The sequence below is a fragment of the Exiguobacterium sp. FD-YE-25-4 genome (assembly GCF_057004685.1).
In genome coordinates this window covers 339,447-353,562 of record NZ_CM168041.1, presented here as the reverse complement: position 1 = coordinate 353,562, position 14,116 = coordinate 339,447, and the positions used below count along the sequence as shown (strand labels likewise).

The 14,116-nt window shown below is 51.8% G+C and carries 16 protein-coding genes; 4 read left to right on the top strand and 12 right to left on the bottom strand.

Going from position 1 to position 14,116, the window contains the following annotated elements; translation table 11 throughout:
- Positions 1-13: 13 nt before the first annotated feature.
- The 4 genes from argC to AC13H5_RS01795 form a co-directional block, all read right to left on the bottom strand.
- A complete protein-coding gene (gene argC / locus AC13H5_RS01810; protein WP_483546193.1) occupies positions 14-1,039 on the bottom strand; it encodes an N-acetyl-gamma-glutamyl-phosphate reductase in 1,026 nt (341 codons plus the stop codon).
- 148 nt (positions 1,040-1,187) lie between these two features.
- The gene (locus AC13H5_RS01805) at positions 1,188-1,505 is read right to left on the bottom strand and encodes a hypothetical protein (protein WP_214709349.1); all 318 of its coding nucleotides are present in this window, start codon (positions 1,503-1,505) and stop codon (positions 1,188-1,190) included.
- Between the two features lie 33 nt (positions 1,506-1,538).
- Entirely contained in the window at positions 1,539-2,021 is a 483-nt protein-coding gene (locus AC13H5_RS01800) for a hypothetical protein (RefSeq protein WP_235420248.1), read from the bottom strand.
- A complete protein-coding gene (locus tag AC13H5_RS01795; protein WP_034780860.1) occupies positions 2,014-2,289 on the bottom strand; it encodes a 4a-hydroxytetrahydrobiopterin dehydratase in 276 nt (91 codons plus the stop codon). Before AC13H5_RS01795 ends, AC13H5_RS01800 begins: the two co-directional genes overlap by 8 nt.
- A gap of 142 nt (positions 2,290-2,431) precedes the next feature.
- Here AC13H5_RS01795 and AC13H5_RS01790 point away from each other — a divergent pair, with 142 nt between their 5' ends.
- Both AC13H5_RS01790 and AC13H5_RS01785 read left to right on the top strand, forming a co-directional pair.
- Positions 2,432-2,965, top strand: a complete 534-nt coding sequence (locus AC13H5_RS01790; protein WP_214762434.1) for a cysteine hydrolase family protein — start codon at positions 2,432-2,434, stop codon at positions 2,963-2,965.
- A gap of 22 nt (positions 2,966-2,987) precedes the next feature.
- Positions 2,988-4,433 (top strand): nicotinate phosphoribosyltransferase, encoded by a 1,446-nt coding sequence (locus AC13H5_RS01785; RefSeq protein ID WP_034780858.1) that lies wholly within the window; start codon positions 2,988-2,990, stop codon positions 4,431-4,433.
- Positions 4,434-4,474: 41 nt separating this feature from the next.
- Here the strand turns inward: AC13H5_RS01785 and AC13H5_RS01780 are convergent, their stop codons facing one another.
- The gene (locus AC13H5_RS01780; RefSeq protein WP_034780857.1) at positions 4,475-4,777 is read right to left on the bottom strand and encodes a hypothetical protein; all 303 of its coding nucleotides are present in this window, start codon (positions 4,775-4,777) and stop codon (positions 4,475-4,477) included.
- Positions 4,778-4,892: 115 nt separating this feature from the next.
- Here AC13H5_RS01780 and AC13H5_RS01775 point away from each other — a divergent pair, with 115 nt between their 5' ends.
- Positions 4,893-5,366, top strand: a complete 474-nt coding sequence (locus AC13H5_RS01775; RefSeq protein ID WP_034780942.1) for a YwpF family protein — start codon at positions 4,893-4,895, stop codon at positions 5,364-5,366.
- 74 nt (positions 5,367-5,440) lie between these two features.
- Here AC13H5_RS01775 and AC13H5_RS01770 read toward each other — a convergent pair whose 3' ends face one another.
- The 3 genes from AC13H5_RS01770 to AC13H5_RS01760 form a co-directional block, all read right to left on the bottom strand.
- Positions 5,441-5,917: a DUF456 domain-containing protein gene (locus AC13H5_RS01770; protein ID WP_034780856.1), complete on the bottom strand. Its 477-nt coding sequence runs from the start codon at positions 5,915-5,917 to the stop codon at positions 5,441-5,443.
- A 10-nt stretch (positions 5,918-5,927) separates the two neighbouring features.
- A complete protein-coding gene (locus AC13H5_RS01765; protein WP_214797446.1) occupies positions 5,928-6,527 on the bottom strand; it encodes a histidine phosphatase family protein in 600 nt (199 codons plus the stop codon).
- 66 nt (positions 6,528-6,593) lie between these two features.
- Positions 6,594-7,529, bottom strand: a complete 936-nt coding sequence (locus AC13H5_RS01760; RefSeq protein WP_034780854.1) for an alpha/beta hydrolase — start codon at positions 7,527-7,529, stop codon at positions 6,594-6,596.
- Between the two features lie 173 nt (positions 7,530-7,702).
- Between AC13H5_RS01760 and AC13H5_RS01755 the strand changes: the two genes are divergently transcribed.
- Positions 7,703-8,713 carry a metal ABC transporter solute-binding protein, Zn/Mn family gene (locus AC13H5_RS01755; protein ID WP_034780853.1) on the top strand — a complete coding sequence of 337 codons (1,011 nt, stop codon included), beginning with the start codon at positions 7,703-7,705 and terminating at the stop codon, positions 8,711-8,713.
- Between the two features lie 433 nt (positions 8,714-9,146).
- Here AC13H5_RS01755 and AC13H5_RS01750 read toward each other — a convergent pair whose 3' ends face one another.
- The 4 genes from AC13H5_RS01750 to AC13H5_RS01735 form a co-directional block, all read right to left on the bottom strand.
- Positions 9,147-9,602 carry a DUF1877 family protein gene (locus AC13H5_RS01750; RefSeq protein ID WP_034780851.1) on the bottom strand — a complete coding sequence of 152 codons (456 nt, stop codon included), beginning with the start codon at positions 9,600-9,602 and terminating at the stop codon, positions 9,147-9,149.
- Between the two features lie 84 nt (positions 9,603-9,686).
- The gene (locus tag AC13H5_RS01745) at positions 9,687-11,135 is read right to left on the bottom strand and encodes an alanine/glycine:cation symporter family protein (protein WP_034780850.1); all 1,449 of its coding nucleotides are present in this window, start codon (positions 11,133-11,135) and stop codon (positions 9,687-9,689) included.
- Between the two features lie 182 nt (positions 11,136-11,317).
- Complete coding sequence (locus tag AC13H5_RS01740; RefSeq protein WP_483546192.1) at positions 11,318-13,786, bottom strand: CoA-disulfide reductase; 2,469 nt, start codon at positions 13,784-13,786, stop codon at positions 11,318-11,320.
- On the bottom strand, positions 13,783-14,088 hold the full coding sequence (locus tag AC13H5_RS01735) for a rhodanese-like domain-containing protein (protein WP_214797443.1): 306 nt from the start codon (positions 14,086-14,088) through the stop codon (positions 13,783-13,785). Before AC13H5_RS01735 ends, AC13H5_RS01740 begins: the two co-directional genes overlap by 4 nt.
- Between the last annotated feature and the right edge of the window lie 28 nt (positions 14,089-14,116).

The window sequence follows — 14,116 nt, the reverse complement described above, 5'->3', positions numbered from 1 at the left end:
CGTTTCTACCTCCTCATATGTATTGGGGCTGTTCATTCAACCCGGCTGTCTCGTTTAATCCAAAGCGGACGTTGGCGTTTTGAATCGCTTGTCCGGCCGCACCTTTTTGCATATTGTCGATGACCGAGATGACGGTCAGTCGATTCGTTCGTTGGTCGAGATACACCCACAAGTCGCAGTAGTTCGACCCGACGGCCGTCCGAATCTCCGGTTCGCCTTGTTGCACCCGGATGAACGGTTCGTTCGCGTATGTTTGTCGCAATGCGTTCACCCAAGCTGCTTCACTCTGCTCAATCGTCGGGACAACGCTCATCGTTGCCATAATGCCTCGATTGATGGGCAATAGATGTGTCGAGAGTGACACGGTCGCTTGCGTCCCACTCACTGCATAAAGCGTCTGTTCAATCTCCGGGATGTGTTGATGCGTATGAATTTTATAAAGTTGCACGTTTTCGTTGGAGCGGGCATGGTGCGTCTTGGCGCTGAGCCCTTTCCCAGCACCCGTGATGCCGGAGCAGGCCGAGACGATGATTTCGTTCGGATCGATCCAGCCTCCATTCACGAACGGCAATAAGCCAAGGGCGACCGCCGTGGCGTAACACCCGGGATTGGCAATCCAGTCGGCCGACCTTACAGCGTCTCGATTCCATTCCGTCAATCCGTACACGGCCTGCGCTTGAAGTGATACCGGTACGGCCGGTTTGCCGTACCATGTCTCGTAACTCGATGCCGGCAGACGTAAGTCTCCGCTCAAATCGATGACGACTCCTTCATACTCCGTCAACTGCGCCACATATTGTGACGACACCCCGCTCGGCGTCGCTAAAAAAATGACGTCGATGTCGTTCAATGCGCCCGCCTGGAACGGCTCGAGCGTCAAATCCTCAATCTCTAACCATGGATACAGTTGCGCGAGCGTCAATCCGGCGCTCGAATCGCTCATCGCCCGGACGAGCGTGAACTCGGGATGTTTCCCGATGAGCTTCAACAGCTCCATCCCGGCGTACCCCGTGACGCCGACGATTCCACAAGTGATCATCTGTCGAACCCCCTTAAAAGAATAAATCGATTAAAACATACGTATATTTATACTGTCAATTGTATTTTTATACAAGTTGAACAGAGAAGTGTTTGCCAGACCATAAAAAAACGGCCCGGCGCAAGAGCGCCAGACCGTGATAGATTGATTAAATTTGATTTTTGTGACGAGCGTCTTGGAGCGCGTCGACCAAGTCTTTCACATCTTCGACGAGATTTTGAATCGTGTCTTGGTTCTCTTCGTAGAGCGCCTTCAAATCCATGACGCGATCTTTCAAGCTCCCTTTCGATGAGGCTTGAAGGCCGACCGAATGGCTTTGTGTTGACGCATCCTTCGACTTGAGTCGTGATTTCATATGTTTGAGCTGTCTGACTTGTTGTTCTCGCGTCTCTCTGTGGAGAAGCGATGCCCCGGCTCCGATGACGGCACCTGCGGCCATTCCCATCCAGAAGTAGTTCTTGTTCATAAAAAATCCTCCCCTAACATGACGTTATGTTTATTATAGGTCATCCGCTTCATCGACGACATAGTGTTTTATGATTGGACCGGCTCCTTTTTGTTCGACGGCTTCTTTCAGCCATTCTTGGAACAAGACATAGTCGGTCGAATCACGGAAACGATTTCCGCCCTCGGTGAATTGGATGAAGATAATCCCGTGGTGATCGTCCGGGTCGACACCGAGCCGATAGGCGGCAAAACCGCTATGGCCAGACCCAAGACGTGATTTGTCTTTCAACAAGCGATGGAACAAGAGCGACCGGGCGTTCGAATCGACCGGAATGTTCGCATAGACAATATTCCCTTTCGAGGCGAATTGTCCTTCCGCTTCTTCGATTTGAAACGTCTTCCCGCTTTGGAAGGGAGACTTGTCGCCTTCTGCGAGCAAAATCGTCTCGGTCCCGTTGGCGACAAGGATACCGGGTTGTTGACGCAATCGTTCAGCGACAGTTCCTGAGGCAAACGTCATGAACAGTTTAGACAAGCCCCTCACACCCTTTCGCGAGCATGATGTCTTTCTCCGTGATTCCACCTTCGTCATGCGTGGACACGGTCAATGTGACGTTCCGATACTCGATCAAGATGTTCGGATGATGATTGAGCTCCTCCGCCAAATCAGCGACGAGATGGACGAACTGAATCGCCTCTGGAAACGTCTCGAGCCGATACGTCTTTTGTAATTCCCCTTCAACAACATCCCAGCCATTTAAGCGGGATAGTTGCTCTGACAGTTCGGTTGATGACAGCAACATGTGCTGATTCCCCTTTCGCAAACGGTTCTTCTTACACCTAGTACCCGACCCCAATCAAAAATAATCTTTTTCGCATCACGCAAAATGATTTAGAATAAGAAAGATAGCCAACTATTCTTTACATGAGAGAGGAGAGCTCCCCATGCGCGCATTGATTGTGATCGATTACACGTTTGATTTTATCGCAGATACGGGTCGTTTGACTTGTGGAAAACCAGGGCAAGACATAGAAGAACGAATCGTCCAGTTGATCGAGGAGTTCGCAGACGAGGATTATGTTGTCGTCGCGAACGACGTGCATGACGCCGGTGATACGTATCATCCTGAGACGACGCTCTTCCCGCCCCACAATATTCGCGGTACAGAGGGCCGTGAATTATACGGTGCCGTCAAAACCGCGGCGAGCCGGGCCGATCATTGGATCGATAAGACACGCTATAGCGCCTTTGCCGGCACAGACCTCGACTTGCGCTTGCGCGAACGGGCCATCACAGAGATTCATCTCGTCGGTGTGTGCACAGACATTTGTGTGCTTCATACCGCTGTCGACGCTTACAACCTCGGCTATACAATCGTCGTCCACGCCGACGCCGTCCAAAGCTTCAACCCAGTCGGCCACGATTGGGCGCTCGAACATTTTGTCACGACCCTCGGAGCAACGGTGACCGGGAAGTGACGTAAAACAGAAAGGATCGATTATGTTACATCGCAACTTAGCACTTCACACAGACTTATACCTCCCACGTTGGATGTATATCTATTGGAAACAAGGCCGTCACAACGAACGAGTCGTGTTTGACCTATACTATCGCTCAAACCCGTTCAGCGGAGGTTACGTCGTCTTCGCCGGCCTCCAAAATATCGTGCATTATTTAGAGAACGTCTCATTCACGGAAGAAGATATCCGCTACTTGAAACAGCAACTCGACTTCGAGGACGAGTTCGCGGATGTACTCCGTAACTTCAAGTTCACGGGCTCGCTCTACAGTGTCCGTGAAGGAGAAGTCATCTTCCCGAACGAACAAGTCGTCCGCATCGAATCGACGATCTTTGAGGCGAAGCTGTTCCAGACGGCGCTCTTGAACATCGCCAACCACGAATCACTCATCGCGACGAAATACGCGCGCATCCGCCAAGCTGCGCCGAACGAGACGCTACTCGAAGGCGGTGCTCGTCGCGCCCAAGGCGTCGATGCTGCGTACTACGGAACACGGGCCGCCTATATCGCCGGTTTCGACGTCACGAGCTTGGTTTCGGCCGGACGTGATTTTGACGTCCCGACCGGTGGAACGATGGAGCACGCCGATATCCAGTTCCACGATGACGAACTCGAGGCATTCCGCTCGTTCGCCTCGATGTACCCGGACAATACGAGCCTGTTGATCGACACGTACGATACGCTCAAGTCAGGTCTCCCGAACGCGATCACGGTCGCCAAAGAACTTGAAGCGAAAGGCTACCGCTTGAAGTCGGTCCGACTCGACTCGGGTGACTTGGCCTACTTGTCGAAACGGGCCCGAAAAGCATTGAACGCGGCCGGACTCGATTACGTCAAAATCGTCGTCTCGGGCGACCTCGATGAGTACGTCATTCAAGACTTGCGGATGCAAGGAGCTGAAGCCGATACGTTCCTCGTCGGGACACGCGGCATCACGGCCTATGAGCAACCTGCACTCGGTATGGTGTACAAACTCGTCGCCCGCGAAGGCGCCGACGGGAAGCTGAAGCCGGTCATCAAAGTGTCGTCTTCGAAAGTGAAAACGACGACTCCGCACAAGAAAGAATTGTATCGCATCATCGATAACGAGACCGGGAAGTTCAAAGGTGACTATATCGCCCTTGCCGACGAACCAGTCGAGTCGTATAACGAGATTGACTTGATTGACGTGCGCGACCCCGCGTTCCGCATCAAGACACGTAACTTTAGCGTCAAACGTTTGCTCGTCCCGATTTTCCAAGACGGCGAACGCGTATATGAGTTACCGAACGCGACAGAAATCCGCACGTATCATCACGAGCAGATGAACGGTCTGTGGGAAGAGTACAAACGCCTCCGCTTGCCGGAAGTGTACTCGGTCACATTCAGTAAACCGCTCTGGGACTTGAAGCTCGAAATGATTCGTCAAACTCGGATTCCGAAATAAAAACAAGAGGCTACGGATTTTTTTCCGTTAGCCTCTTGTTTTTATGCCGTCGTCATCTCATTCGCATGGATTTTATCTTCTTTTCTCCGAAAGTAAAGGGCGATCGAAAGAGAGATCAAAATCAATATGAAGTAAACGGTCCGTTGCCAAAACGTCGCTTCCGTATCCCCTCGGAACAACGCGATGATATAGTCACTCCCGCTCACGAAGAACAAGCCCGCGAGCAAGAGGAAGATTCGATATCCGGCCCGACTCCGCTCCTGCTTTACTTTGAAGAAAAGGACACCATAATAACCGATTGCTAGAATCGCGATATACCCGATTATGCCAACAACCCAACTCATCTTGATGCCTCCTTGTCCTCTATTTTTTTTACGTCGCTTCCCCGCTATCGTAACACAATCTTCGAATCAGACTGTGTTAAGATGAGTTAAAGAAAATGTGGAAGGGATCGATACGATGAAAACGTTCCGCCTAGTCCAAGTTCGCCTCGTCCAAGACGAGTACGGCAACGAGTTGAACCTGCCCGTCGAACTGCTCGATGGGTTGATCATCTCAAAAGAGCACGACAACGAATGGCTCCTCGAGATGCTCGTACCGACTGAATTTGCCGTCACGCTTCATCATTACTTGAATAAACGAATCCTGCTTCTCGCCGAGGCCGTCATCACGTCTCCATCGAACCGGCCGGCCGCCCTCGCCTTGACGTTCACGAGTGAACGGTCGCTAAGCGACCATCACACGTTCGTCGCCGAAGGGCTCATGTTGTTGCCGAAACAAGACACGACGAAGCAAGTACTCGATTCGTTGATTTCCGAAGGCGTGGCGAACGCCGAGCTCAAACCGTCCTTCTTCGAAAAACAAATGGAGCAACAGCAGTCGTTCAGCCGCTCCGCCTTCACTCAGCTCGTTAAGACAGGATCGTTCGAATAAGTCGAACGGTCTTGTTTTTCTTTCCCCGTTTTTTCAAATATCTCAACCCAAAAAGGCGAAGAAATTTCTCCGCCTCAAATGTAGATGAAAAACAAGATGACCATCATCGTCATTCCGACGACTTTGAGCATCGTACTTCCAAGGAAAGCAAGTACCGTCCCGACACCGATACTCCACGCCTCACGCGTCGATTTACCGAGCGTGAGCTCCGCTAGAAACGCGAAGATGAACGGGAAGATGAGCACGCCGACGAGCGGGAAGATGAACGGACCTGCGATCAATCCGATCGTCGCTCCCCACTTCGCCCGTTCGGAACCGCCTCGTTTATCAACCGTCGCCCGAGTGACGATATAGTCGACTACGAACAAGAAGATCAAAAATACGGTTTGCCAAAGCCAGAACGTCCATGTGAGCGGCTCGAACGAGAATCCAAAACCGTAAATCATATAACCGATGAATAAGAACAAGACGCTCGGGATGACCGGATAGATCAGACCCGCGAACGCGACAACAAATGATGCGATGATGAAAATCCAGAGCAATGTCGTCATGAACTTCTCCTCACTTCGCGACGATCACATTCGTAATATGGTCGGCGACATTGACCGCCTTGACCACGAACTGACCCTCTTGATATTCGATATAATTCGAGCAGGCGTTGCGCATGGCGTGGCGGAACGTATACGTGTCGTCAATCGCCGATAAGGCGGCTTTAATTGCATGTGAATGACAGACGACGATGATACGTTTTCCAGCATGTGCCTCGACGATGTCTTCCATGCCGCTCAAGACCCGGGCCCGCATCTCATCTTCTGACTCGAGACCCGGGACGCGATCTTGATCATCGGCTTGGACAGCTTCGTAAATGCCAGGCACCGGTTTTCCCGACGCATGACCGAACTCCCGCTCGATGAACCGTTCGTCTTGAATGATTACGCCTGGGTCGATGCCGCACGCCTCTGCGATGTAGCGGGCCGTATCCATCGCTCGCGAAAGCGGGCTCGCGACGATCACGTCCCATGATTCTTGGCTTAAAAAGGCCGCACTCTCTTCGGCCTGCCGATGTCCGAGTGCGTTGAGCGGGATATCTTCCCGCCCCTGAATGATTTCTTGAAAATTCCAATCGGTCTGACCATGTCGGACCAAACAAAGTTCTGTCACACGAGTCACTCCTTTTTGATTCCTAAATCCTACCCCATCGTACCATCTTTGAAAAAAAGCGCAACGTCACATCATCGCGTCATCGATGAAACGATCGATCCGGGCCATGAGTTGTGTTTCTTTGATCGGGTTATCGGATTGGAGGAAACTCGCTAACGAATGGGTGCCGTTCGGAAAAGAAATCAATTGCACGTTCGCGCCGACCTCGCTCGCATGCTCCACGAAATGGAGCGCTTGTCCGAACGGAACGATGGGGTCTTTTTTCCCGTGCAAAAGGAGAATCGGCGGGGCATCATCGTACAGATGCGTGACCGGAGAACACTTCACCATCAGTTCGCGCCACGCCTCACGACTGCCTTCGTAAAACTTCAAATGGGCGAGCCACGTCTGGATGAACTTGAACAACAAGAAGTTCGTCGGCGGATAAAGGGCGATGACACCTTTCACCGGCGGCACGTCATCGCCGAGTTCTCCTATAAACTGCTTGCTTCGGTCGAGTGCTGTCGCAAGGACAAGGGCCGCGCCTGCCGAGTCGCCCCAGACAATCAATTTGTCGATGTCAAGATTGAGCAGACCGTCGTGTTGTTTGAGATAGCAAAGCGCATCGGAGACGTCGATGATGTTGTCCGGGAAATAGACCCCGTCCTCGAACAGACGATAATCGATGCTGATGACCGCGAATCCTTTGGCGAGGAAGTGGTCGAGCAATGGATGGAACAACGTCACCATGCCTCGATTCCCTCGAACGAATGCCCCGCCGTGTGCATAGACTGCGACCGGGAACGGTCCTTCGCCGGGCGGGTAGTACACATCAAATTGGAGCGGACGGTCATTGACAATCTTGTACGTGTGAGTCCGGCGTTTACGGGTCGAGGGACGCACCGGCAACTCGGGCTCTTGCCAACGCACGAGCGATCCGTATTGGTTCCATACGCTTGCCCCGGCTGCGGTGGCAGCTGCGAGCGCCGCACCACCGACGAACCAGGCGGTCTCCTTTCTCATATACATCCACTCCTCGTTCTTTTTTTAATCATATTCCCTTTTTCTCGAAAAACCATCCATCTGAAGTCGGACTTGACGTGTTCGCATTCGCCCCCTATAATATAAAACGCAGTCTCAGAACGTAACGGTTACGATTTAAAGGTTTTATATAGAGAGGACAGGTGGAGAGGGTTATGAACAAAAAACTGTTAGGTGTCGCCGCTGCCGGGACACTTTTATTAGGTGGTTGCGCAAGCAATGAAGAGGGCGGTGCCACAGAGGAAGCCAACGACCAGTTGACCGTATATGCGTCGACGTTCGCGTTGAAATCATTCGCCGAGGAGATTGGCGGCGACCGCGTCCGCGTCGAGATGGTCATCCCGCCTGGTGCCGACCCGCACACGTACGAGCCGACCTCAAAGCAAATGACAGACATCGCTGAAGCGGACTTGTTCTTGACGGTCGGCCATGACCTCGAGCCATACGTCGAGTCGATGGAGAAAAGCTTGGCCAATGAGAACGTCACGTTCGTGAAGACGGCCGAAGACATCACCCTTTTATCGGCTGATGACACGGTCCACGTCCACGGCGAGGACGAGCATAGTGAAGAAGACGAGCACGGACATGAGGACGATGACCATGCCGAGGAAGAAGCCGGTCATAGTGAAGATGATGGCCATAACCACGGTCAATACGACCCACACGTCTGGCTCGACCCAATGAATGCCGTCTCGATGGCCGAAGCGGTCGAAGCGGCCTTCAGCGAACAGTCCCCTGACTATAAAGATGAGTTTGCGGATCGCTTGAGCGTCTTCAAAGAAGAAGCCGACACGCTCGACGCCGAGCTGAAAGCGGCAGTCGAGGGCGGTTCGAAGTCAGAGCTACTCGTGACGCACGCCGCCTATGGCTACCTAGCGGAGCGCTACGGATTCGACCAACTCCCAATCGCAGGTCTCACACCTTCGGAAGAACCGTCACAACAGGCGTTGAAGCGCGTCATCGAAGAGGCTCAACTTCATGATTTGAAATACATCGCCTTCGAGGACACGGTTACCCCGAAAGTCGCCCAGGTCGTTCAAAATGAGATCGGCGCGGAGACGGTGACGATCTATAACTTGGAATCGGTCACGAAAGAACAGATGGACAAGAGTTACTTTGATCTCATGCGCGAGAACGTCAAAGCGCTTGAGACGGCATTGAAATAAGACAAAAAACTCGGCGCTGCGGCGTCGAGTTTTTTGTCTAAATGGTATGACTAGTGTTTGGCGTTGTCCTGTAGAATTCGTTCCGCGACCAAGACGTAGACTATAGAAACCAAAACGCCTACGGTACCTGGTAGAACGGCGACAATTGGGTCGGCCAAATATGAGGCCGGGATTAGGTAAGTTAACAAAACCTTAACGCCATAGAGTGCGATTAAAGCCGTAAGTAGAATTAAAGTGATCGTTTTTTTCTTCACATTCGCGAAAAATTGACGTTCAGTTTGATTTGTCTCATCTGCATTCGTTATACCTAACCAAGATAACATTCAGCGAACCCCCATAATCATCACACTTGTAGCACTTCTCCCCCATTAGTTCACGTGAATCGAGACTAGAAGTGACTGACATCTTTCCTAATTATACCATTTAGGCGATATTACTCATAATAAATCAACACGAGCTCGTCCCGTTCAATCGCTTCTTCGCAGAATCGTTTCAACAACGTCCATTTGAGCCATACATCATCGAGGCCTTCATGGTCGACGAACGCCATGTCGGCGACATCCTCTTTCGTGAACGCGTTCATCGCGTCTTTGACGATGTGGAGCAGTTGCGGCGTCAAAATCCCGACGACGACCGCCTGCTTCTCGTTGACGATCAACTCTTCCCCAATGACCGCCATCTCCAAGTTATACGTGTCATCCCCATCGATATAGACTTCGATTTGCCCGAGAATTTTTTGGAAGCGTTCAATGTTCGGGAGCGTCAACGTCTCATACGTGTCACGCTGTTGAGCGTGAACGTGCAACAGCCAATCTAAAATCATTTCCGGGTCTTGCCCGAACGAGACCCATACTTCTGGGGAAATGCGTATATAATGTGTCGTCTCCATGATTGAACGCCCCCCTTTTCTTCAGTTTACCCATCTTTTAGGCGCAAAAAAACCGCCTACGTGTTTTCGTAGACGGTTTGTCGCTTATGAACGAATCGTGCCTGTCTTGACTTCTTCCTCTTCTGCCGTCTCCCAAGCCTCGATGTACTCGCGGCCTGGCAAGTTGTCGATCGAATCGGCGTAGAATACAGGGTCATCACCTTGACGGCGTTGCTCCAAGTAATCGTCGAGGACGAGACGAGCGACTTTCGCGAGACGGAAAATCGCATACAAGTTGACGAGCGCCATAAGGCCCATGAACACGTCCGCAATCGACCAGACGAGACCGGCCGAACGGACGGCTCCGAAGAGGACCATACCGACGACACCGATGCGGTAGAGCGTGACGTAAATCTTTTTATCCGAGATGAACTGGATGTTCGTCTCGCCGTAGTAGTAGTTTCCAAGAATCGAGCTGAACGCGAACAAGAAAATCGCGATCGTGAGGAACGATGTCGCCATCGGACCAATCTCAGCCGTAAGCGCCGCTTGTGTCAATTCAACACCTGCGAACGACTCCGATCCGGCTACACCTGACAACAAGATGATCATCGCTGTCGACGTACAGACGAGAAGCGTATCGACGAAGACGCTGAACGATTGAATCAAGCCTTGCTTGACCGGGTGTGATACTTCCGCTGTCGCCGCCGCGTTCGGGGCAGAACCCATTCCGGCTTCGTTCGAGAAGAGACCGCGACGAATTCCTTGGAGCACCATCGCTCCGATGGCACCGCCGAACAGTTGCTGCAGACCGAACACGCCTTCTGAGAAAATCAAACCGAACACTTCCGGCAACAATGATGCGTTTGAAATCATGACCCATCCTGCGAGCAAGATATAGCCACCGGCCATGACCGGGACGATGATACTCGAGAGCACGGCGATCGACTGAATCCCACCGAAGATGACGATGGCTGTGACGACGGCCAAGACGAGACCGACTGTCGTCGTGCTCACGCCGAACTGATTGCTCATCGAGAGCGAGATTGTGTTCGACTGTACCGAGTTGAACGCAAATCCGAACGAGAACGTGATGAGAATCGCGAACAAGATCCCGAGCCAACGTTGACCGAGGGCGCGCTCCATATAGTACGCCGGGCCTCCACGCCATGTGCGTCCGTCCCGAATCTTGTAGACTTGTGCGAGCGTACTTTCTACGAACGCCGAAGCCGATCCGATGAGGGCGATGAGCCACATCCAAAAGACGGCTCCTGGACCTCCGAGCGCGATTGCTGTCGCGACACCGGCGATGTTACCCGTTCCGACGCGGGCTGCTGTCCCGATCGCGAACGCTTGGAATGACGAGACTTGGCCTTTTTCACGTTTCATGCCGTCTTTGAACAAGAGGCGGAACATTTCAGGCAACATCCGGAACTGGACAAACCCCATCCGGACGGTGAAGTACAAACCTAAGGCAACAAGGACAACGATTAGCACTGACGACCAAAGCAAGTCGTTGGCTGATGAAACGAGACCTTCTACGAATTTCTCCATCTTTAAATCCTCCGTGTATGTATGAGTTATAAGAAAAAGTTATGTCAACTTTCTTTACATGAGTAGAATTATAGGAAAAACGTCTAAGAATTGCAATCCTTTTCGACAAATTTCACATGAGCTGTCGAACCACAGAAAAAGCGACCGGTCAAGTGACCGATCGCCCATCCTGCATCATTTGATTAGATGAAGAGGTTCAAGTTGCCGCCTTCAGCCGCCCCGAGGTATGCTGCCACACCACCGAGATCGATGCCGTCGATCAACTCTTCTTCTTTGATTCCCATGACGTCCATCGACATCGTACAAGCGACCATTTTGACGCCTGCTTCTTGAGCCGATTTGATCATTTCGTCAAGTGATGGCACATTTTTGTCGCTCATCACTTTTTTCATCATCTTTTGACCAACTCCACCGAAGTTCATGTTCGAGAGTGGAAGTTCACCCGCATGCGATGGCATCATCATGCCGAACATCTTCTCGAGACCTTGTTTCTTCACTTCCGGTGCATCTGGCTTACGAATGACGTTGAGTCCCCAGAATGTGAAGAACATCGTCACGTCTTTGCCCATCGCCGCCGCACCTTGGGCGATGATGAACGAAGCGAGCGCGCGGTCGAGGTCTCCGCTGAAGACGACCATCGATGCGCCGTCTGTCGCCGGTGCCCCTGCTTGTACAGCCGCAGGACCATTACCTTTTTGAAGAATCGCTTCCACGCGACCGTTCACGAACTGTTTCGAGACGAGCTTGTTGCCGGTTTTCTTCGCCCATGCTTCGATGTCTGCAAAGAAACCAGGGTCACTCGCGAGGACACGAAGCGTCTCGCCTTCGCCGAGCTCGGCTACTTTTTTATTTACTTCTAAGATTGGTCCCGGGCATTGCAGACCGCACGTATCTAGGAAAATCGGTTCCCCGACTGGTTCATTCGTCATTGCTGGTGGTGCCTCCTCCGTTACTGTTGCGGCAGTCTCATTGGCTGCCTTCGTGCCTGCCTCAATGGCATCAAAATCACGTTTTACTTGTGACCATGTTTTGTAGCCACCGCTCAAGTTTTTCACCTTGAAGCCGTTTTGACGCAAGATACGGGATGCGAGATAGCCGCGAAGCCCGACTTGGCACGTCACATAAATCGTTTCGTCTTTGCTGTAGTTGTCCAAGTGATCGCGTAGCGAGTTGAGCGGAACGTTGATTGAACCAGGAATTTTGCCAAGTTCATGTTCTGACTCGTCACGGACGTCGAGCAATGTCGCGCCGTTTTGGACCAACTCGTCAATCTCGTTCCAGTGCACGACTTCGTTATCGCCGAGAACGACGTTCGACGCGACGTAACCGATCATGTTGACTGGATCTTTCGCTGAGCTGAACGGTGGTGCGTAGCTGAGTTCAAGGTCTGGAAGGTCAAGGACCGTCAAGCCACCTTTCATCGCTGTCGCAATCACATCGATTCGTTTATCGACGCCGTTCATCCCCACGCCTTGCGCGCCGTAGATTTCACCTGTCGTCGGATGGAACAAGAGTTTGAGTGATACTGGTGTCGATCCTGGGTAATAACCCGCATGTGAACCCGGGTGCACGTGAACGGCTTCGAATTCTTTACCAGCTGCTGTTAAACGTTTTTCGTTCCAACCTGTCGAAGCAACTGTCATATCGAATACTTTGGCGATCCCAGTCCCCATCGTTCCGTTATATTTAACGTCACGACCGTTGATGATATCGGCGACAAGACGGCCTTGGCGGTTGGCCGGCCATGCAAGCGGAACGACCGTCGGCTCTTGGAAGACATAATCGAGTACTTCAACAGCATCTCCGATCGCGTAGATGTTCGGGTCTGACGTGAGCATCTTCTCGTTGACGCGGATGGCGCCGCGGATGCCTGTTTCAAGTCCTGATTCCGTTGCGATTGACGATTCTGGCACGACGCCGATTGACAAGACGACCATATCGGTATCGATGACGCGACCGCTCTTCAAGTGGACACGTTTCCCTTTCTCAGAGAACGAATCGACACCGTCAGAAAGCTGAAGGTCGACGCCATGGAGACGCATATGTTCGTGAACAGGTGATACCATCTCACGATCGAGCGGTGTCATAACTTGGTCGGCCATCTCGACGAGTGTGACCTCGACGCCGCGCTCACGTAAGTTTTCAGCCATTTCGATCCCGATGAAACCGCCACCGATGACTGTCGCGTGTTTCGGCGCTTTGTCGTCAACGTAGCTGCGGATTTTATCCGTATCTGGAATGTTGCGGAGCGTGAAGATGTCTTCTGCTTCTTCAATTCCAGGGATGTTCGGACGAATCGGTTTCGCTCCTGGTGACAAGACGAGTACGTCGTACGACTCATCGTATGTTTCGCCCGTCTTGACGTTTTTCACCGACACCGTCTTCTCGGCACGATTGATTTTTGTCACTTCCGTCAAGTTACGGATATCGAGTTGGAAACGTTTATTCATCCCTTCAACGGTTTGGACGAGCAATTTTTGACGATCTTGAATCACGTCACCAATGTAATATGGAAGCCCACAGTTCGCGAACGAAATGTATTCGCCTCGGTCGAACATGACGATTTGGTTCTCTTCATTTAAGCGACGAAGGCGTGCGGCTGCTGAAGCGCCACCGGCGACTCCACCGACGATTACGATTTTTTTACTCATTGCTCATTTCCTCCTTTGACGACTTCACCAGGCCAGCTCATCAAGCCATCTTCTATATTGACCACTTTATAACCTTTCGCTTCCATTTGCCAAGTTGCTTGCGTGCTGCGAGCACCTGAACGGCAGAGAACGATGTATTCTTCTTCAGGGTCGAGTGTCTCGATCCATTCCGAAATTTCAGATAGCGGATAATTGCTCGCGCCAGCAATGTGCGCTTCTTGGAACTCGTCACGTTCACGAACGTCGACGATGTTCACTGGTACTTCAAAATCCATTTGACGTTTTAAAGCAGATGCTTTCATGTTATTTACCCATCCTTTTAATCTATGA